13 protein-coding genes are annotated in these 19,630 nt (G+C 73.3%); all 13 read left to right on the top strand.

Translation table 11 applies throughout. The features are described from left to right. Positions 1–28: 28 nt before the first annotated feature. Positions 29–1,060: a sugar phosphate isomerase/epimerase family protein gene (locus tag ACFQ8C_RS02080; protein ID WP_383451313.1), complete on the top strand. Its 1,032-nt coding sequence runs from the start codon at positions 29–31 to the stop codon at positions 1,058–1,060. Next, positions 1,053–2,237: an inositol-3-phosphate synthase gene (locus tag ACFQ8C_RS02075; protein ID WP_383451310.1), complete on the top strand. Its 1,185-nt coding sequence runs from the start codon at positions 1,053–1,055 to the stop codon at positions 2,235–2,237. The genes ACFQ8C_RS02080 and ACFQ8C_RS02075 overlap by 8 nt, the downstream gene beginning before the upstream one ends. Then, a complete protein-coding gene (locus ACFQ8C_RS02070; protein ID WP_383451307.1) occupies positions 2,234–3,115 on the top strand; it encodes an SCO3242 family prenyltransferase in 882 nt (293 codons plus the stop codon). The genes ACFQ8C_RS02075 and ACFQ8C_RS02070 overlap by 4 nt, the downstream gene beginning before the upstream one ends. Beyond that, on the top strand, positions 3,112–4,515 hold the full coding sequence (locus ACFQ8C_RS02065) for an EboA domain-containing protein (RefSeq protein ID WP_383451304.1): 1,404 nt from the start codon (positions 3,112–3,114) through the stop codon (positions 4,513–4,515). Before ACFQ8C_RS02070 ends, ACFQ8C_RS02065 begins: the two co-directional genes overlap by 4 nt. Next, positions 4,502–5,359, top strand: coding sequence for a TatD family hydrolase (locus ACFQ8C_RS02060; RefSeq protein ID WP_383451301.1), 858 nt, complete (start codon positions 4,502–4,504; stop codon positions 5,357–5,359). Before ACFQ8C_RS02065 ends, ACFQ8C_RS02060 begins: the two co-directional genes overlap by 14 nt. Then, positions 5,359–6,561: a metabolite traffic protein EboE gene (eboE, locus tag ACFQ8C_RS02055; RefSeq protein WP_383451298.1), complete on the top strand. Its 1,203-nt coding sequence runs from the start codon at positions 5,359–5,361 to the stop codon at positions 6,559–6,561. The genes ACFQ8C_RS02060 and eboE overlap by 1 nt, the downstream gene beginning before the upstream one ends. Then, positions 6,558–7,934, top strand: coding sequence for an alkaline phosphatase family protein (locus tag ACFQ8C_RS02050; RefSeq protein WP_383451295.1), 1,377 nt, complete (start codon positions 6,558–6,560; stop codon positions 7,932–7,934). Before eboE ends, ACFQ8C_RS02050 begins: the two co-directional genes overlap by 4 nt. Before the next feature lie 257 nt (positions 7,935–8,191). Continuing rightward, positions 8,192–10,507 carry a trehalase family glycosidase gene (locus tag ACFQ8C_RS02045; RefSeq protein ID WP_383451292.1) on the top strand — a complete coding sequence of 772 codons (2,316 nt, stop codon included), beginning with the start codon at positions 8,192–8,194 and terminating at the stop codon, positions 10,505–10,507. 394 nt (positions 10,508–10,901) lie between these two features. Beyond that, positions 10,902–11,339 (top strand): hypothetical protein, encoded by a 438-nt coding sequence (locus ACFQ8C_RS02040; RefSeq protein WP_383451289.1) that lies wholly within the window; start codon positions 10,902–10,904, stop codon positions 11,337–11,339. 360 nt (positions 11,340–11,699) lie between these two features. Next, positions 11,700–14,039: an amino acid adenylation domain-containing protein gene (locus ACFQ8C_RS02035; RefSeq protein WP_383451286.1), complete on the top strand. Its 2,340-nt coding sequence runs from the start codon at positions 11,700–11,702 to the stop codon at positions 14,037–14,039. 164 nt (positions 14,040–14,203) lie between these two features. After that, positions 14,204–17,380, top strand: coding sequence for an amino acid adenylation domain-containing protein (locus tag ACFQ8C_RS02030; protein WP_383451284.1), 3,177 nt, complete (start codon positions 14,204–14,206; stop codon positions 17,378–17,380). Positions 17,381–17,612: 232 nt separating this feature from the next. Beyond that, the gene (locus ACFQ8C_RS02025; RefSeq protein ID WP_383451281.1) at positions 17,613–18,365 is read left to right on the top strand and encodes an aspartyl/asparaginyl beta-hydroxylase domain-containing protein; all 753 of its coding nucleotides are present in this window, start codon (positions 17,613–17,615) and stop codon (positions 18,363–18,365) included. A gap of 19 nt (positions 18,366–18,384) precedes the next feature. Then, complete coding sequence (locus ACFQ8C_RS02020) at positions 18,385–19,602, top strand: cytochrome P450 (protein WP_383451278.1); 1,218 nt, start codon at positions 18,385–18,387, stop codon at positions 19,600–19,602. Positions 19,603–19,630 lie beyond the last annotated feature (28 nt).

The raw sequence follows: 19,630 nt of genomic DNA, 5'->3' as shown, positions 1-19,630 counted from the left end.
CCTTCCCGACCCCAGAGGTGCCTGCGTCATGACACGTCCGATCACCCTCTTCACCGGGCAGTGGGCCGACCTGCCGTTCGACGACGTCTGCCGGCTCGCCGCCGGATGGGGCTACGACGGCCTGGAGATCGCCTGCTGGGGCGACCACTTCGAAGTGGACCGCGCCCTCGCCGATCCCGCCTACGTCCGCCGGAAACGAGAAGTCCTCGACCGGCACGGGCTGGGGGTGTGGGCGATCTCCAACCACCTCGTCGGCCAGGCCGTCTGCGACAACCCCATCGACGAGCGGCACCGGGCGATCCTGCCCGCCCGCCTCTGGTCCGACGACGCCGAGACGGTACGCCGCAACGCCGCGCGCGAGATGGAGGACACCGCCAGGGCCGCCGCCCTGCTCGGCGTCGACACCGTCGTCGGCTTCACCGGCTCCGCGATCTGGCACACGGTCGCGATGTTCCCGCCCGCCACCCCGGGCATGATCGAGGCCGGCTACCGCGACTTCGCCGACCGGTGGCACCCCGTCCTCGACGTCTTCGAAGAGCAGGGCGTCCGCTTCGCGCTGGAGGTCCACCCCAGCGAGATCGCCTACGACTACTGGACCACCCGGCGCACCCTCGAAGCCATCGGCCACCGGGCCTCCTTCGGCCTGAACTGGGATCCCTCCCACATGGTCTGGCAGGACCTCGACCCGGCGAACTTCCTCCTGGAGTTCGCCCACCGCATCTACCACGTCGACTGCAAGGACACCCGCGTCCGCGTCGGCGACGGCCGCCGCGGCAGGCTCTCCTCCCACCTGCCCTGGGGGGACCCCCGCCGGGGCTGGGACTTCGTCTCCACCGGTCGCGGGGACGTGCCCTGGGAGGACTGCTTCCGGGCGCTCAACGCCATCGGCTACACGGGACCGGTGTCCGTCGAATGGGAGGACGCCGGGATGGACCGCCTGGACGGCGCCGCCGAGGCGGTCGGGTTCATCCGCCCCCTCGCCGGGATGAGGCCCCCCGCCGCGTCCTTCGACGCCGCGTTCGCCACCCCCGCACCGAAGGAAGGCACCGCCCATGAGTGACACCCCCGCGCCCGGCACCGGGCGGACCGGCGTCTGGTTCGTCGGCGCCCGCGGTTCGGTGGCGACCACCGCCGTCGTCGGCGCCGCGGCCGTCGCGGCGGGGCTCGTCCCGCCCACGGGGATGGTGGCCGACCTGGCCGAGTTCGCGGACGCCGGGGTGCCGGCGGTCGACCGGCTGGTCTTCGGCGGCCACGACGTGACCGAGGTCCCGCTGCCCAAGCGGGCCGAACAGCTCGCCGCCGGCGGGGTGTTCCCCCCGGCGCTCCTCCCCGCCGTCGCCCGCGCGCTCGAAGCCGCCGACCGCGAGATCCGGCCCGGCGCCCGCACCCCCTCGGACCGCCCCCAGCGGGAGACGGCCGCCGCGCTGGCCCAGGACATCGCCTCCTTCCGCGACCGCCACGGACTCGACCAGGTCGTGGTCGTCGACGTCTCCTCGACCGAGCCGCCGGCCGCCCCGCACCCCGCCCACGACGACCTCGCCGCCCTGGAGGAGGCGCTGGGGGAGACGCCCGGCGTGCTGCCCCCCAGCTCCCTGTACGCCTACGCGGCGCTCCTGGCGGACTGCGGCCACGTGGGCTTCACGCCCTCGCCGGGCCTCCGGCTCCCCGCGCTGCGCGAACTCGCCGCACTCCAGGGCCTGCCGTACGCGGGCAGCGACGGGAAGACCGGCGAGACCCTGGTCCGCACCGCGCTCGGGCCGATGTTCGCCCACCGCGCGCTGCGCGTGCGGTCCTGGTCGGGCACGAACCTGCTCGGCGGCGGCGACGGCGCGACCCTCGCCGACCCCGAGGCGGCCCTCAGCAAGAACACCTCCAAGCGCAGCGGCCTGACCGCCATGCTCGGCGACCAGGTGGAGGGGCTCACCCACATCGACTACGTGCCGAGCATGGGCGAGCTGAAGACCGCCTGGGACCACATCGCCTTCGACGGCTTCCTCGGCACCTCCATGACCCTCCAGTTCACCTGGCAGGGCGTCGATTCGGCACTCGCCGCGCCCCTCGTCCTCGACCTCGCCCGCCTCCTCGCCCGCGCCCGGGAGCACGGGGCCGGCGGGCCGCAGGAGCAGCTCGCCTTCTTCTTCAAGGACCCCGTCCGGGCCGACGGCTCCCCGGCCGAGCACCGCCTGGTCGCCCAGTTCGAGGCGCTGACGGCCTGGTACGCGGAGGCGGGCCGGTGACGGGCGCCGTGACCACGGCCCACGCGCTCGTGGAACTCGTCCGGGCACCGGCCGCGCTCACCGTGCTCGGCGACACCCTCGCGGGCGCCGCCGCCGGCGGCCGCCCGGCCCCGCCGGGGCGGACGGCACGCCTCGCCGCCGCCTCCACCTGCCTGTACTGGGCGGGCATGGCGCTCAACGACTACGCCGACCGCGAGGTGGACGCCGGGGAACGCCCCCACCGCCCGGTCCCCTCCGGCCGGATCAGCCCGCGCACCGCGCTCCTCACCGCCGCCGCGCTCACGGGAGCGGGCCTGACGGCGGCCGCTTCCGCCGGCCGTGACGCCCTGGCCGTCGCCGTACCGCTCGCGGCCACCGTCTGGGCCTACGACCTGGCCCTGAAGAACACGCCGTACGGGCCCGCCGCGATGGCCACCGCCCGGGGCCTCGACGTCCTCATGGGCGCGGGAGTACGGCGGACCCGGCAGGCCCTCGTACCGGCGGCCCTCCTCGCCGGGCACACCTACGCGATCACCGCGGTGAGCCGCGCGGAGACCCTCGGCGCGGCCGCCTCGCTGCCGGCCGGCGCGCTGGCGGCCACCGGCGCGGTCGGCCTGGCCGCCGCCGCCCTGACCCCACCGGCCGCCGCCGGCGCCCACCGGGCCGCGCAGACCGCCCTCCTCGGCGGCTACGTCCTCGCGGCCGGCTCCGCCCAGCTGTCCGCCACGGTCCGCCCCGACCCCACCCGCCTGAAGCGCGCGGTGGGCGCCGGAATCCACGCCATGATCCCGCTGCAGGCGGCGCTCACCGCACGCGGTGGCTCCGTCCGCGCCGCGCTCACGCTCCTCGCCGCCTACCCCCTGGCCCGGAGCCTGTCACGAAAGGTGTCCCCGACATGACCGCTCTGCGCTTCGGCTACGGCACCAACGGCCTGGGCGACCACCGCCTCGACGAGGCGCTGGAGGTGATCGCCGGGCTGGGATACACCGGAGTCGCCCTCACCCTGGACCGCGGCCACCTGGACCCGTACGCCCCGGGCCTGAGCCGCCGGCTCGCCAGGACCCGGCGCAGGCTCACCGCCCTCGGGCTCGGCGTCGTGGTCGAGACCGGCGCCCGCTACCTGCTGGACCCCTGGCGCAAGCACGCCCCCACCCTGCTCGACAGCGACCCCGAAGGACGCGCCCGCCGGCTCGGCCACCTGCGGCGGGCCGTCGGGATCGCCGCCGACCTGGAGGCCGAGGCGGTCTCCTTCTGGAGCGGCACCCCCGAGCCGGGGATGGGCCACGACGAGGCGTTCCGGCACCTCCAGGACGGGTGCGCGGCGGTCGTGGAGGCCGCCGGACTCGTCGGCGTCCGGCTCGGCTTCGAACCGGAACCGGGGATGCTGGTGGCGGACCTCGACGGCTACGAGCGCCTGCGCGAGTCCCTCGGGAACCCGGACGCCTTCGGCCTGACCCTCGACATCGGGCACTGCCAGTGCCTGGAGCCCTTCCCGCCGGACGAGTGCGTCCGACGGGCGGCGCCCTGGCTGGTCAACGTCCAGATCGAGGACATGCGCCGAGGCGTCCACGAGCACCTGGAGTTCGGGCAGGGCGAGATCGACTTCCCCCCGGTCCTGGCCGCGCTGACCGAGGTCGGATACCGGGGACTGGTCTCCGTCGAGCTGCCGCGCCACGGACACAGCGGCCCCCGGACCGCCGCCCGCTCGCTCGACGCCCTGCGCGCCGCCTCGGAACACCCCTGGACGGCCGACGCGGTCCGGCGCGTGCGCGCCGAACCCGCCTCCCTGGCCGAGCTGTTCCCCGTGGCGGCGCGACGGACGGGTGCCGGGGCGGGGGAGGCCGTACGCGCCCGACTGCTCCAGGCGCTGCCCGGTACCGCGCCGGAGCGGGCCGCGGCCCTGGAGGAGGTGTACCGGCGCGGGGACGCGGCCGAGCGGCTCGCGGTGCTGCGTGCCCTTCCGCTCCTCGACCAGGACGGAGCCGTCGGCCCGACGGCGCTGCCCTTGATCGCCGACGCCCTGCGCACCCACGACGTCCGCCTGGTGACGGCCGCCGCCGGCCCCTACGCGGCCCGGTACCTCGACCAGCCGGCCTGGCGCCAGGCCGTACTGAAGTGCGTCTTCATGGGCATCCCGCTGGCCGCGGTCGCGGGTCTGGACCGGCGCACCGACACCGAACTCATCCGCATGTTCACGGCCTTCGCCGCCGAGCGCACCGCCGCCGGCCGACCGGTGCCCGACGACCTGCTGACCCAGCTCGACCTCCACGACACCGGAGAGCGCCATGCGCATCTTTGATCCCCACATCCACATGACCTCCCGCACCACCGACGACTACCGGGCCATGCGGGCCGCGGGTGTCCGGGCCCTCGTCGAGCCCGCCTTCTGGCTGGGCCAGCCGCGCACCTCCCCCGGCAGCTTCCGCGACTACTTCGACACGCTGCTGGGCTGGGAGCCGTACCGCGCCGCCCAGTACGGCATCCGGCACTTCTGCGCGATCGCGCTCAACCCGAAGGAGGCCAACGACCCCCGGTGCCTGCCGGTCCTCGACGACCTGCCCGGATACCTGGTGAAGGACAACGTCGTCGCCGTGGGCGAGATCGGCTTCGACTCGATGACCGACGCCGAGGAGCACGCCTTCACCACGCAGCTGGCACTCGCCCGCGAACACGGCCTGCCCGCCCTCGTGCACACCCCGCACCGCGACAAGGCCGCCGGCACCGCCCGTACGCTGGAGATCGTCCGCGCCGACGGCATCGACCCCTCCCTCGTCGTCGTCGACCACCTCAACGAGGTCACCGCCCCCCTCGTCGCCGCCTCCGGATGCTGGATGGGCTTCTCCATCTACCCCGACACCAAGATGGACCCCGACCGGATGGTGGCCATCCTGGAGCGGCACGGCACGCGCCGCGTCCTGGTCAACTCGGCGGCGGACTGGGGCCACAGCGACCCGCTGCGCACCCACGCGACCGCCCTCGCCATGCTCGACGCCGGGTTCACCCGGGACGACGTGGACCAGGTGCTGTGGCGCAACCCCGTCGAGTTCTACGGGCAGAGCGGCCGGCTCGTCCTGGGTGACATCGAACCCCAGGCGGAGGAGCCGCTGTTCGCCGGGAACTCGATCCGGAGGGGCGGCAGCTGATGCGCCTGCGCCACCCCGGCGGCGACCTCGTCCACCTGGGCTACTGCACCAACGTGCATCCGGCCGAGGACCTCGACGGCATCCTCGCCCAGCTCGACGCCTACGCCCTCCCCGTCCGCGCACGCCTGGAGGAGCCCGTCCTGGGCGTCGGGCTGTGGCTCGCCCACCAGGTCGCCGCCGCGCTCGCCGCCGACGCCCGCCTGACCCGGCGGCTGCGCGCCGAGCTCACCGCCCGCGGACTGGAGGTCGTGACCCTCAACGGCTTCCCGTACGGAGGCTTCCACCAGCCCGTCGTCAAGCACGCGGTGTACCGGCCCGACTGGACCTCGCCCGAACGGCGCCGCTACACCGCGGACCTGGCCCACGTCCTCGCCGGGCTCCTGCCCGACGACGTCGGGGAGGGCAGCATTTCCACCCTCCCGTTCGGATGGGGCGCCGACTGGCGACCGCACCACTCCGACCTGGCGGCACGTCAGATCCGCCTGCTCGGTGCCGAACTCGGCGAGATCGGCCGACGGACCGGCCGGACCGTGCGGGTCGCGTTCGAGCCGGAACCGGGATGCGTCGTGGAGACGACCACGGACGCGGTACGGCACCTGTCGGACCTCGACCCCCGTCACTTCGGCCTCTGCCTGGACGTCTGCCACCTCGCCGTGGCCTTCGAGACGCCGGACGAGGCACTGGGCAGGCTGGCCCGGGCGGGCATCCCCGTGGTCAAGACGCAGGTCTCCTGCGCCCTGCACGCGGAGGACCCGGCGGACCCCGCCACCCGCGCCGCGCTCGCCGCCTTCGCCGAACCCCGCTTCCTGCACCAGACGCGGGCGGCGCGGGCCGCCGCCGGGACGGACGACCTGCCGCAGGCGCTCACGGGCCCCGGGGCCCTCGACACCACGCGGCCCTGGCGGACCCACTTCCACATCCCCCTCCACGCCGACCCGGCACCCCCGCTCACGTCGACCCGGCCGGTGCTCCGTGCCGCCCTCGCCGCGCTGCTGCGCGCCGACACCCCGGTCACCCGGCACTTCGAGACGGAGACCTACACCTGGTCGGTGCTGCCGCGGCCCCCGGCCGACAGCGCCGGCCTGGCCGACGGCATCGCCGCCGAGCTGGCGTGGGCCCGCGACGAACTGCTCGGCCTCGGACTGACCGCCCCCGAACCCGCACCGGCCCGTTCGGCCGATCCGAACAGGAGTGTCCGATGAGCGTCGTCGTCCTCGATGTCGTGGGGCTCACCCCGCGCGTGCTCGCCCACATGCCCCGCCTGCGGGCCGTGGCCGACCCGGGGTTCACCGCACCGCTCGACACGGTGCTGCCCGCGGTCACCTGCTCGGTCCAGTCCACCTTCCTCACCGGGCTGACGCCCGCCGGGCACGGCATCGTCGGCAACGGCTGGTACGACCGCGACATGGGCGAGGTCGCCTTCTGGCGGCAGCACAACGCCCTGGTGCGGGGCGAGAAGGTCTGGCAGACCGCCCGGCGCACCCGTCCCGGTCTCAAGGTCGCGAACATCTGCTGGTGGTACGCCATGGGCGCGGACGTCGACATCACCGTCACCCCCCGCCCCGTCTACCACTACGACGGCCGCAAGTCCCCCGACTGCTACACGGTCCCGGCCGACCTGCGCGACAGCCTCACCGCCGAGCTGGGACCCTTCCCGCTCTTCGACTACTGGGGTCCGAAGGCCGGCATCGCCTCCTCCCGGTGGATCGTCGACGCCACCCGGCGCGTCCTCGCGGACCACGACCCGGACCTCACCTTCGTGTACGTCCCCCACCTCGACTACGACCTCCAGCGGCACGGCCCGAACTCCCCCCGGGCGCGGGCCGCCGCCGGCGAACTCGACACCGTCCTGGCCCCTCTCCTGGACGCCCTGTCGGAGCGGGGGAGCACGGTCGTGGTGCTGAGCGAGTACGGCATCACGGAGGTGCGGCGTCCCGTCGACATCAACCGGGTCCTGCGCCGCGAGGGCCTGCTGGACGTGTACACCCAGCAGGGCATGGAGTACCTCGACCCCTGGACCTCCCGCGCCTTCGCCACCCCCGACCACCAGGTCTCCCACGTGTACGTCGCCGATCCCGCGGACCTGACACGCGTACGGGAGCTGCTGCTGGCGACGGAGGGGGTCGAGGAGGTCCTGGACCGGGACGACCAGGAGAAGGCCGGGCTGCACCACGCCCGTGCCGGGGAACTGGTCGCCGTCGCCTCCGCCGACAGCTGGTTCACCTACTACTACTGGCTGGACGACGAGCGGGCCCCGGACTTCGCCCGCGGCGTGGAGATCCACCGCAAGCCCGGCTACGACCCGGCCGAGCTGTTCTTCGATCCGGCCGATCCGCTGGTCATGGCGAGGGCGGCCATGACCATGGCCAAGTTCAAGATGGGCGTACGGACCGCCATGTCCGTCGTCCCCACCGACCCGTCCTGCGTCCGGGGAAGCCACGGCCGCCTCCCGGAGGACCCGGACGACGGCCCCGTCCTGCTGTGCTCCAGCCCGGCGGGCACCCGGGAACGCTTCCACGCCACCGAGGTGAAGGAGTTCCTGCTCTCCTGCCTGGCCGACGCGGCCGAGAGCTGACGCCCGCGGACGGAGGAGAGGAGCCGGCTCACGGACATCCCCCGGCCGGAGGAGCCGAGCCGCCCCCTCGCCGCCTCCGGCCGGGCAGGACGATCACCCACCCGCACGCCCCGTCCTCCTCCCTGGGGGACACGACACAGGTCAGGTACTCCATGATTCCAAGAAGACGAGAAGGAACGCCGGAACGGTGCCTTCCGAGCCGGGACCCGGACCGGAGGAAGGGGAGGGCCGGGCGTGCCCGCCCGAGGAACCGCCTGGTGTCCGTGTGCATGGCGGTGGTGCTGGGCGTCGGGGCGTACCTGGTGCCCGTGCTGGCCAGCCCTCCGACGGCGGCCGCGGCGGAGCCCACCGGTTCGCTGGCGCCGGTCACCGACGGGTTCGGCTCCTCGCTCGGAAGCAACTGGCGGACGGTCGGCGGGTCCTGGCGGACCAGGTCCGGCGTGCTGAGGGGCAGCGGTGAGCTGCGGCGCCCGCTGTGCGCCTGCGGCCCGGACGAGGAGCTCCGAGAGGCCCGCGTCTCCCTCCGGTTCAAGGTCCCGGCCTCCTCCACGGACTCGTGGGCCTCGGTGGCGGTGGCGCTGAACGGGGCAGGCGACGACGAGAGCCTGTGGGTGACGGCGCTGCCCTACCAGTCGGGTCCGCGGATCCAGATCATGCGCAGGACCTCCAGCGGCGAGACCACGTACGCGGAGACGCTGCGCGACACCACCCTGACGCCCGGCTCCTGGTACCGCCTCGAACTGGAATGGCGTCACGGCATCGCGTTCGCACGCGTCTGGGCGGACGGAAGCGCGCGCCCCGCGACGCCCATGGCCGGCCATGTGCTCGACGCGGTCGACTTCCATCCGGTCTCAGGAGGCATCCGCACCTACGGCCTGCCCTCCGTGGACGCGGACGACTTCTCGGCGACCTGGCTGACCAAGGGCGACCTGCGGAGCGTCACCGACAAGGGCGGTTTCGCTCCCCTCTCGCAGAACCTGGTGGCGCCGCCGACGTACAGCGCGGACAGACTGCCCAAGCCGGTCATCGACGGCAACCCCGAGTGGAAGACCCTGTACGACGAGGCGTGGTCGATCCTTCACGACAGCCACCTCAGGAGGCCCGTGTCCACCTCGCCGTTCGTCCGCACCTACATGGACGAGGCGTTCGACACGGACATCGTCTTCCAGTGGGACACGATCTTCATGACCTTGTACGGGCGGTACATGGGCGGCGATTTCGACGCGATGGGTTCGCTGGACAACTGGTACGCGATGCAGGAACCCACGGGTGCCATCTGGCGCATCTACGTCGAGAGCAGCGGGGCCCGGCACCCCTGGGCCGACGGAGCGAGCGCGGTCAACCCGCCGCTGTTCGCCTGGGCCGAGCTCAAGTCGTACCAGATGACCGGTGACCTCGCCCGGGTGCGCCGGGTCCTCCCCGCCCTGCAGGCCTACGCCGACTGGGTCTCCGTCGGCCGCTGGTCCCAGGAGGCCCCGCACCAGCTGTACTGGAACAACGGCGTGGGCAACGGCATGGACAACCTGCCGACCCAGCCCGGCCACGGCGGAGACGGATACGGCACCGGGCAGGTCGACATGAGCAGCCAGATGGTGCTGATGTGGGACAGCCTGGCCCAACTCCACGCGGCGACCGGGGACACGGCACGGGCCGAGGACTCCGGGGCCCTGGCCGACGCCACCGCCGACCGCGTCAACCGGTTCTCCTGGAACGAGACGGACGGCCGCTACTACGAGCTGACCAGCGCGAACGAACAGTGGAAGATCGACAGCATCGCGGGCTTCTGGACTCTCGTGAGCGGGGTGGCCCCGAGCGACCGCGCCCAGCGCCTGGCCGGCGCGCTCACCGACACCCGGAAGTACTGGACCGACATGGTCTTCCCCGCCCTGGCGAAGGACGAGCCGGCGTACCGCACGCACGGAGAGTACTGGCGGGGCGGTGCGTGGGCACCGACCAACTACGCCACGATCAAGGGCCTGAAGACCTCGGGCAACGCGGCGCTGGCCCGGGCCGCCGCGGAGAAGTACCTCGCGGGACTGGCCGAGGTGTACGACTACACGGGCACCCTGTGGGAGACGTACGCGCCCGAGAGGCAGCCCGGGTCCTGGATCACCGGCTCCCGGAGCGAGGGCGGCCCGGTGGTGGCGCCGGGCAAGTCCCTCGACGCCTCCGCCACGTATCTCTCACCCGCGACCACCTCGTGGGGTGACGGGGCCAACTCCACGGGAGGCACGGACAACATCTCCAAGTCGGACTTCGTGGGCTGGACCGGCCTGGGCCCCATCGCCCTGCTGATCGAGGACGTCATCGGCATCGAGGTCGACGCCCCGCACCGGACCATCGACTGGCGTCTCACCCGCACCGACCGCAACGGGGTACAGGACCTCTCCCTGGGGTCTCTCGGCACGGTGTCGCTCGTGGCCGACGCGCGCTCCGGTGAAGCCAGTCCGGTCCGGGTGTGTGCGACGAGCACGGCCTCGGAGCCTCTGACCTTGAACATCAAGGACAGTGCGGGGCAGACGCGGACGGTCACCATCGCCGCCCACGCCTCCGGCCAGTGCCAGACCGTCTGAAATAAGCCCGGTCGTGCTTCGACCGGCCCGATGCCACGGTCATGGCGGGGGTCGCCATGACCGTGGCCGAGTTCCGGCTGGGGTGGTTCTCGGGGAGGGGCGCGTCGAAAATCAGGGCGCCACCATAGAAGATGTCGCCGCGGATCGCGGATCGCGGATCGCGGATCGCGGATCGCGGCGTCGCTGCCGAGCTGCATCAGCTGGGCGGCGAGGACGACGGACACGCAGAGGAATCGGCCCAGGGCCTCCGAAGGAAACGGCCTAGAACTATTGATCACGAGCGTCGTCAACGCTGTTGGTCTTGATCATGGCGAAGACCTCCGGTGTGGTGAAGGCGTCTAGGCTTCACCCCACACGGAGGTCCTTTCGGCGGCAACATCCCCCACAGCGACAGATGGCGAACCGCTACACGATCACGGGCGCCGGCAGCGTGGTCGACGAACGGGTCTACAAGGGCCGGGGCACAAGCGCCCTCGACATCGTCTGCGGTCAGGTAAGCAACAAGCCGGCCCGATACTTCCTGTCCACCCGACTCACCCACCGGATGCTTGTCACCAACATCCGGCCCACCGTCACTGACGGCGAGCGCGACCAGACCATCTCCGAGTTCGCCCGGAAACCGGCGAGCGCCGACCCGTTCCGCGAACTCGAGTCCCTGCCCCGCCGCCCCGCAGCGCACCGCGGCCGAGGTCATGGCACGAGCGGCGTGGGCACCGCCTACAGGCCCTTAAACGGCCCCATCAGCACATCGTCTTCCTCGCCCAGCCCGACCCGGACGAAGAGCGCTACCTCGACGAGCTCACGCACGACGACGACGACTTCACCGCCCTGAAGGGCACCGCCGTCTGGGAAAAGGTCCTTGCCGTAGGGGAGTTCACCCCCAGGGCGCTGCAGCACAACCTTCGCGACCAGGACTACGGCAAGACCCTCTTTCACCTGTTTGCGTAGACCTGTTTCTTGTGACGCATCACGTGGAGTGCGTGGCGATCCTTGAGCCGGTGAAGTAGGGGCACCAGGTGCAACTGCCTGACTGATGCCTCGCCCGGTTCCCCTTCGGAGGGGTGCGGACGCCCTAGCGTGAAGGTGGCTTCGGTGTGGTCGATGGGGACGGGTGGGTATGGCTGGAGAAGCGGTTCGGGAGTTTCCTTCGGTGCTTCCCCTGGGGGAGCCGTGCTCGCCGCCGGGGGAGTGCGTGACGGTGCGGCGGACGGTGCGGTTGGCCGGCGGTGTGGCGGAGCGGCTCCGGGACGGGCGGGGGCTGCTGGTCGCGGCGGTGGCGCTGCTCGCGGGGCGGTACTGCGACGGTGACGGGTTCCGGGTCGGGGTCCGGCGGGGGGGACGGGCGGGAGTCCTGGACGTTTCCCTGCCGGCCGGGGGCTCGGTCGGTGAGCTCTGTGGCGCCGTCGGGGCGGGACTGGCCGGGGGCTGGGTCGCCGGTGGGTCGGAGGCCGTCGAGGGGCTTCGGGTCCGCTGTGTGGTCGACGGGGCGGTCGAGGGGGTGGCCGGGGACGAGGTGGTGTTCTCCGGTGAGGCCACCGCGGAGGGGTTCTCCGTGTTCCTCGACTGTCATGAGCATGGCTTAGCGGGCGGGTTCGGCGAGCGGATGCTCGGGCATCTGGCGCATCTGCTGGAGCAGATGGCCGAGGACGCCGACCGGCCCGTCGCGCGGCTGAGGGTGCCGAACCGGGCCGAGCAGGCGCTGTTGTCCGGGTTCAACGAGACGCGGCGGGACTACCCGCGGGACGCCTCGATCGTCGCGCTCTTCGCCGAACAGGCGGCCGCCCGGCCCGAGGCGGTCGCCGTGCGGAGCGAGGGCGAGGCGGTCACGTACCGCGAACTGCACGAGCGCGCCGAGAAGCTGGCCGGAGTGCTGTACGCCCTCGGAGTGCGGGCGGGGAGCCGGGTCGCCTTCACGCTGGACAAGTCGCCGCTCGTGCTCGTCGCGATCCTCGCCATCCTGCGCGTCGGCGCCGTGTACGTGCCCGTCGACCGGGCCGTCCCCGCCAACCGCCGGGACTTCCTCCTCGCCGACAGCGGTGCGGGTCTTCTGCTGGCGGAGGGGGAGGAGGCCGTCGTCGGCGGCGTTCCCGTGCTGGACCCGGGCGACGTGGCGGAGGGAGAGGGGGAGGGGGTGTCCCTTCCCGACCTCGGCGGGGTGGCCGGTGAAGCCGCCTACGTGATGTACACCTCCGGGACCACCGGGCGGCCCAAGGGCGTTCTGGTCGGCCAGCGGGCCGTGCTGCGGCTGGTGCTGGGGACCGACTACGTGCGGCTCTCCGAGGGCTCGGCGATCCTCCAGACCGGGGCGCTCGCCTTCGACGCCACCACCTTCGAGTTCTGGGGGGCGCTCCTCCACGGCGGCACGGTGGTGTTCGCCCCCGAGGGCACGGTGCTGAGCGCGGCGGAGCTGAAGGCCGCCATCGCCCGGTACGGCGTGAACACGCTGTTCCTCACCACCGCCCTCTTCCACCAGCTCGTGGAGCAGGACGCCGGGGTGCTGGCGGGGTGTCAGGTGCTGGTCGGCGGCGAGATGCTGTCCTCCGGGCACGTCGCGCGGGCCATGGACGCCTGTCCCGGTAGCTCCTTCGTCCACGTGTACGGGCCGACCGAGAACACCACGTTCTCCGTCGCGCACCCGATCACCCGGCGCTACACCGGACGGGTTCCCATCGGGCGGCCGATCGCCAACTCGACGGCGTACGTCATGGACCGGCACGGCAACCCACAGCCGCTCGGCGTGCCCGGCGAGCTGTACGTGGGGGGCGACGGGCTGAGCGAGGGGTACCTCGGACGGCCCGAGCTGACCGACCGGGCGTTCGTGCGCGGCGGGATCGACGGCGTCGAGCGGCTCTACCGGACCGGTGACGTCGTGTGCTGGACCGGCGACGGGGAGCTGGACTTCCTGGGACGGGTCGACCACCAGGTCAAGGTGCGCGGCTTCCGGATCGAACTCGGCGAGATCGAGAGGCAGTTGGTGCTCCTCGGTGGAGTGCGCGAGGCCGTCGTGCTGCTGGAGGAGCGGGAGGGCGGGGCGGCCTCGCTGCGCGCCTATGTCACCGGCGGCGTACCGCTCGATCCCGGCGAACTCCGGGACGGCCTGCGGGCGGAGCTCCCCGAGTACATGGTGCCGTCGTCGTTCGTCCAGGTCGAGGCGATGCCGTTGACGCGGAACCAGAAGATCGACCGGGCGGCGCTCGCCGCCCTCGCGCCGGCGGCGGCGGTCCGTCCGGCCGATCCGGCCGCCGAGCCGGGGCGGCGGTTGCCGCGCACGGAGCGGGAGGTCCTGGTCGCCGGGGTCTTCGCCAGGGTCCTGGGGGTCGAACAGGTCTTCCTGGACGACGACTTCTTCGACCTCGGCGGGCACTCGCTGCTCGCGATGCGCCTCTGGAGCGGGCTGCGCTCCGCGCTGGGGGTCGAGATCGAGCTGCGGCAGATCCTCGACGCCCCGTCGGTGGCCAGGCTCGTGGCCGGCCTCGACGACGGGCGGACCGGCGGCCCGGCCCGCCCGAAGCTGGCCGGTCGGACGAGCTGACGCGCGTACGCGGTCCTGTCCTGATGCCGGCGGAGGGTCTTTCGTGCCCTGCCGGGCCGACGTGTACCGGGCCGGTGTGTTCCGGGCTGACGTGACCCGGGCCGACCTGTCCTGACCCGAGCCGAGCCGAGCCGAGCGTTTTCTTCTGATGGGGAGTGGTGTGCGTGTTTCCTCTGTCGTCCGCGCAGCAGCGACTGTGGTTCTTCAACCAACTCGAAGGGCCCAGCGCCGCCTACAACGTGCCCGTGGTGATCCGGATCGGCGGCGACCTGGACGTGCCGGCCCTGGAGGCGGCCCTCGGCGACGTCGTGGAGCGGCACGAGATCCTGCGGACCGTCTTCGTCCCGGTCGGCGGGGAGCCCCGGCAGCGCGTGCTGCCGCTCGACGACGCGCGGCCGACGTGCCGCCCGGTGGACGTCGGGGCGGAGCGGGTCGAGGGCGAGCTGCGGGAGCTGGCGCGGCAGCCGTTCGACCTGGAGGGCGACCGGCTCCTGCGGGTGCGGCTCCTGCGGGAGGCGCCGGACCGACACGTGCTGGCCCTCGTGCTGCACCACGCGGTGTGCGACGGGTGGTCGATGACCCCGCTGCTGCGTGACCTCGGCACCGCGTACGCCGCGCGGAGCGGCGCCGGCGCGCCCGTCTGGGAGCCGCTGCCCGCGCAGTACTCGGACTACACGCTGTGGCAGCGACAGCTGTTGGGCGGCGAGGACGATCCCGAGAGCCTGTCCAGTCGTCAGCTGCGCTACTGGTCAACGGAGTTGGCCGACCTGCCGGAGGAGCTGCGGCTGCCCTTCGACCGGGTGCGGCCGCCCGTCGCGAGCCAGCGGGGCGGCGCGGCCGCGTTCGCGATCACCTCGCAGGCGCACGGCGCGCTCGCCGGGCTCGCCCGGGAGACCCGCAGCACGCTGTTCATGGTGGTGCAGGCGGCCGTCGCGGCGCTGTTGTGGCGGCTGGGCGCGGGGCACGACATCCCGCTCGGCACCCCCGTCGCCGGGCGTACCGACGAGGCGCTCGACGATCTCGTGGGGTGCTTCATCAACACCCAGGTGCTCCGCGTCGACGTCTCCGGCGAGCCGACCTTCCGCGAGCTGGTCCAGCGGGTGCGGGAGACCAACCTCGCCGCCTACGAGCGTCAGGACCTGCCCTTCGAGCGCATCGTGGAGGCCCTGAACCCGGTCCGTTCCCGGGCCCGCCACCCGCTCTTCCAGGTCGGCGTCGAACTGCACAGCGGCGGCATGGCCCTCGACCTGGCGGGACTCGACACCCGGGTCGGGCTCCTCCCGTCGGGCGTGGCGCGGTTCGACCTGTCCGTCGTGCTGCGCGAGCCGGCCGGCGGCGCCCCCGACGGCCTCGGCGGGACCCTGGAGTACGCGACGGACCTCTTCGACGCCCGTACCGCGGAGGCGTTCGCGGAGCGGCTCGTCCGCTTCGTGGACGAGGTCGCGGCGGACCCGGACCGCGGGCTCGCCGACGTCGACATCCTCACCCCGGACGAGCGGGAGACGCTCCGCCGGAGCGCCGACACGGAGGAGGAGCAGCCGGACGTCACGGTCGTCGGCCGCTTCGAGGAGCAGGTCGCCCGGACCCCGGACGCCACCGCGCTCGTGGCCGGGGACGTCCGGCTCAGCTACGCCGAGCTCAACGCCTGGGCCAACCGGCTCGCGCACCACCTGCTCGACAGCGGCGTGGGCCCCGAGAGCGTCGTCGGCGTGGCGCTGCCGCGGACGGCGGTGGCCGTCGTCGCGTGGCTCGCGGTCGGCAAGGCGGGCGGCGTCTACCTCCCGATCGACCCGCAGAACCCGCTGGAGCGGATCAGGAGCATCCTCGGCGAGGCCGCCCCCGCCGCCCTGGTCACCACCGAGCGGCTGGCCGCCGACGTGAAGGACGCGGTGCCCTCCCGCGTCCTGGTCACCGAGCACCGGCAGCCGCACCGCCCGGACCACGACCCGACCGACGCGGACCGGCCCGGACCGCTGCTCCTCGACCACGCCGCGTACGTGATCTTCACCTCCGGGTCCACGGGGCGGCCCAAGGGCGTCACGGTGCTGCACCGCGCCCTCGCCAACCTCTGGGAGTACCACACCCGGGTGACCTTCCCGCCGCCCGCGACGCCGGAGGACCGGCTCGGGGTGGCCCTCTCCGCCTCGCTCGCCTTCGACACCTCGTGGGAGGGCATGCTGGCCCTGATCGCCGGCCACGAGCTGCACCTGCTGGACGAGAGCCTCCGGCGGGACCCGGCCCGCATGGTCGCCCATCTCGCCGCGCACGGCATCAAGCAGCTGGACGTCACGCCCAGCTTCGCGCAACAGCTGCTGGAGGAAGGGCTGTTGGAGGGCGAGACGGCCCCCAGGACCCTGATGCTGGGCGGCGAGGCGGTCGGCGAGGCCCTGTGGAGCCGGCTGAGCGCCGTACCCGGCACGACCGTCTACAACTACTACGGTCCCAGCGAGTTCTGCGTCGAGGCGGCCGGCTGCGCGCTGCACGAGCACCCCACCGCGACCATCGGCCGCCCCCTGCGGAACTCCCGCGTCCACGTGCTCGACGAGCGGCTCAGGCCGGTGCCGCCCGGGGTCGTCGGCGAGCTGTACCTCGCGGGCGCCAACCTCGGGCGCGGCTATCTGAACCGGCCCGGCCTGACCGCGGAGCGCTTCGTCGCGGACCCGTTCGGGGCGCCGGGCGAGCGGATGTACCGCAGCGGAGACCTGGGGCGCTGGACCCCGGACGGGTACCTGCTCTTCGAGGGGCGCGCCGACGGCCAGGTCAAGCTGCGGGGCTTCCGCGTCGAGACCGGGGAGATCCAGGCGGTCGCCCTCGGCCACCCGACGGTCGGGGACGCGGCGGTCGTGGTGCGCGAGGACACGCCGGGGGACCAGCGGGTGGTCGCGTACGTCGTCCCCGCCAAGGGGGCCCGTATCGACACCGCGGCCCTGCGCGCCGATCTCGCCGGCCGGCTGCCGGACTACATGGTCCCCGCCGCGTTCGTCGTCCTCGACGCGCTGCCGCTGACCCGGAACGCCAAGCTCGACGAGCGCGCGCTGCCCGCCCCGGAGTACCTCGCCGAGTCCGCCGGCCGGCCGCCCGTGACCGAGAGGGAGAGGAGCGTCGCCGCGCTCTTCGCCGAGATCCTGAAGCTGGACGAGGTCTCCCTGGACGACAACTTCTTCGAGCTCGGCGGGCATTCGCTCTTCGCCACCCGGCTGGTGAACCGCATCAGGACCGAACTGGGCCTGGAAGTCGACCTGATGGCCCTCTTCGAGACCCCGACCGTCGCGGGCGTCGTGGCGAGCCTGGAACGGAGCGGTACGTCCGGGGCCCGCCCGCGCCTGCTGCCCCGCGCCTGACCGCGGACCGGATACGCGGAGGACGCCCGGGGGAGAGGCCCCCGGGCGGGAGCGACCCCCGGCGCGGAGGACGGCCGGGGGGAGACCCCGGCGGGACGCCCGGCGCGGAGGGCGCCCGCCGGGGACACACGCCCCGCCGGGGAGACGCCCCGGCCGGGGACACGCGCCCGGCCGGGGAGACGCCCCCGCCGGGGAGACGCCCCGGCGGGGCAGACGAGGAGACGGGACCACCATGACACCCGAGATCGACGCGTGCTTCGCCGCCCTCAGGGCCGAGCACGGGGCGGACTCGCTCGACCGCGTCGAGGAGATGCTCCAGCCCAGGCGCCGCAGCGAGCACCGCCACCCCCTCCAGGCCGCCGCGAAGTGGGTGCTGCCGGGAATCCCGCAGCTCCCCTGGCACGACCCGTACGGGCACCCGGAGATCCTGCCGCTCGTCAAGGCCCTGGAGGCGGCGCACCCGGAGATCAAGGCGGACCAGGAGCGGGCCTGGGCGTCGAGCCGGGAGCGGTTCTCCGACTACGAGCACTACCTGGTGCGGCAGCGCGACTGGCAGGCGCTCTACCTGTACCGGGACGGGCGGCTCGCCGAGGAGGCGGCGCCGCTCGCCCCGACCGCGTACGCCGTGATGGAGGAGCACGCGGTGGGGACGGGGCTGATCTGTCCGCTGCTCGAATCGCACTTCTCCACGCTGCTGCCGGGCGCCGCGATCGCGCCCCACTGCGACCTGTGGAACTTCAGCATCAACCTCCACCTGGCCATCGACATCCCCGACGGCGCGGGAATCCGCGTGGCCGACGAGACCCGGAGCTGGGAGGAGGGGAAGTGCCTGCTCTTCGACTATTCCTTCGAGCACGAGGCGTGGAACGACGGCGACCGCACCCGCACCTGCCTCCTCGCCGACCTCTGGCACCCGGACACCACCCTGCCCGAACGGGCCGCCCTCACCGTCCTCATGACGGAGATCCAGCGCATGATGGCCTGACCCGAAGGACACAAGGACCATGACCGAGACCACGGCACTCGACCACGTCGACCTCGCCGACCCCCAGCTCTTCGCGGACCCCGACCACCACGGGCTCTTCCGGCGGCTGCGCGACCACGACCCCTTGCACTGGAACCCCGAAGGCGTCGAGCCGGGGTTCTGGTCGGTGACCCGCTACGAGGACTGCCTGGCCGTCCAGAAGGACTCCGTCACCTTCAGCTCGGCCGGCACCAACGTCCTCGGTCAGCAGCGCTGGACGGGCGACGAGGGATCCGGCCGGATGCTCACCCACACCGACGGCAGGCGCCACACCGAGCTGCGCCAGATGGTCAACCAGTCCTTCACGCCCCGGGCCGTCGCCAAGCTCGAACCCTATCTGCGGTCGGTCATCGGGCACTCCCTCGACCGGGCCCTGGAGGAGGGCGAGGTCGACTTCGTCGACACGGTGGCCCTGCTCCCCATCGCCTCCATCGCCGCCCTGCTCGGCGTCCCGAAGGAGGACTGGGAGCTGCTGCTCGGCCTGACCAGCGCGGCCTTCGGCTCGGCCGACCGCGAGCTCCAGACCTCCCCCGACGCCCGGGTCAGCGCGGCCGTCGCCCACAGCCGGCTCCTGCTCTACTGCCAGGACCTCATGGACCAGCGCAGGGTCGCGCCGCGGGACGACCTCGTCACCCGCCTCGTCGAGGCCCAGCGGGACGGGCTGCTGAGCGAGGAGGACGCGATGCTCTTCTTCGACCTGCTGCTGCTCGGCGGGAACGAGACCACCCGGCACGGTGCCGTCGGCGCGCTGCTCGCGCTCATCGAGTCCCCCCGGCAGTGGGAGCTCCTGCGCGCCGACCGGAGGCTGCTGAACTCCGCCGTCGCGGAGGTGCTGCGGTACGTGTCGCCCAGCAAGCACGTGCTGCGCCGGGCCGAGCGCGACGTGGAGCTGCACGGCCGCCGGATCGAGGCGGGCCAGGACGTGGCGATCTGGCACTTCTCGGCCAACCGGGACGAGCGGGCGTTCCCCGACCCGGACGTCTTCGACATCACCCGGAAGCCCAACGCGCACCTCGCGCTCGGTTCCGGCCCCCACTACTGCCTCGGCGCCTCGCTCGCCACGCTCGAACTCGGCTTGTACCTGGACGAGTTGTGCAACCGGGTCGCCTCGGCGACGGTCCTCGCGCAACCCGCCCTGCTCGCCACCTCGGTCATCAACGGCTACAAACACCTCCGAGTGCGGCTGCTGCCCGCGTGACCGCCCCGCCGGTCACCAGAAAGGAACC

Source organism: Streptomyces sp. NPDC056503 (genome assembly GCF_042794995.1).
GTDB lineage: Bacteria > Actinomycetota > Actinomycetes > Streptomycetales > Streptomycetaceae > Streptomyces.
Note: the sequence above shows the minus strand (reverse complement) of the source record. Positions and strands in the feature narration are given on the sequence as shown.

What these genes read in the sequence shown, in the direction of transcription:
- ACFQ8C_RS02080 (WP_383451313.1), top strand. Translation starts at nt 29, where the DNA reads ATGACACGTCCGATCACCCTCTTCACCGGGCAGTGGGCCGACCTGCCG.
- ACFQ8C_RS02075 (WP_383451310.1), top strand. Translation starts at nt 1,053, where the DNA reads ATGAGTGACACCCCCGCGCCCGGCACCGGGCGGACCGGCGTCTGGTTC.
- ACFQ8C_RS02065 (WP_383451304.1), top strand. Translation starts at nt 3,112, where the DNA reads ATGACCGCTCTGCGCTTCGGCTACGGCACCAACGGCCTGGGCGACCAC.
- ACFQ8C_RS02060 (WP_383451301.1), top strand. Translation starts at nt 4,502, where the DNA reads ATGCGCATCTTTGATCCCCACATCCACATGACCTCCCGCACCACCGAC.
- eboE (WP_383451298.1), top strand. Translation starts at nt 5,359, where the DNA reads ATGCGCCTGCGCCACCCCGGCGGCGACCTCGTCCACCTGGGCTACTGC.
- ACFQ8C_RS02050 (WP_383451295.1), top strand. Translation starts at nt 6,558, where the DNA reads ATGAGCGTCGTCGTCCTCGATGTCGTGGGGCTCACCCCGCGCGTGCTC.
- ACFQ8C_RS02040 (WP_383451289.1), top strand. Translation starts at nt 10,902, where the DNA reads ATGGCGAACCGCTACACGATCACGGGCGCCGGCAGCGTGGTCGACGAA.
- ACFQ8C_RS02025 (WP_383451281.1), top strand. Translation starts at nt 17,613, where the DNA reads ATGACACCCGAGATCGACGCGTGCTTCGCCGCCCTCAGGGCCGAGCAC.
- ACFQ8C_RS02020 (WP_383451278.1), top strand. Translation starts at nt 18,385, where the DNA reads ATGACCGAGACCACGGCACTCGACCACGTCGACCTCGCCGACCCCCAG.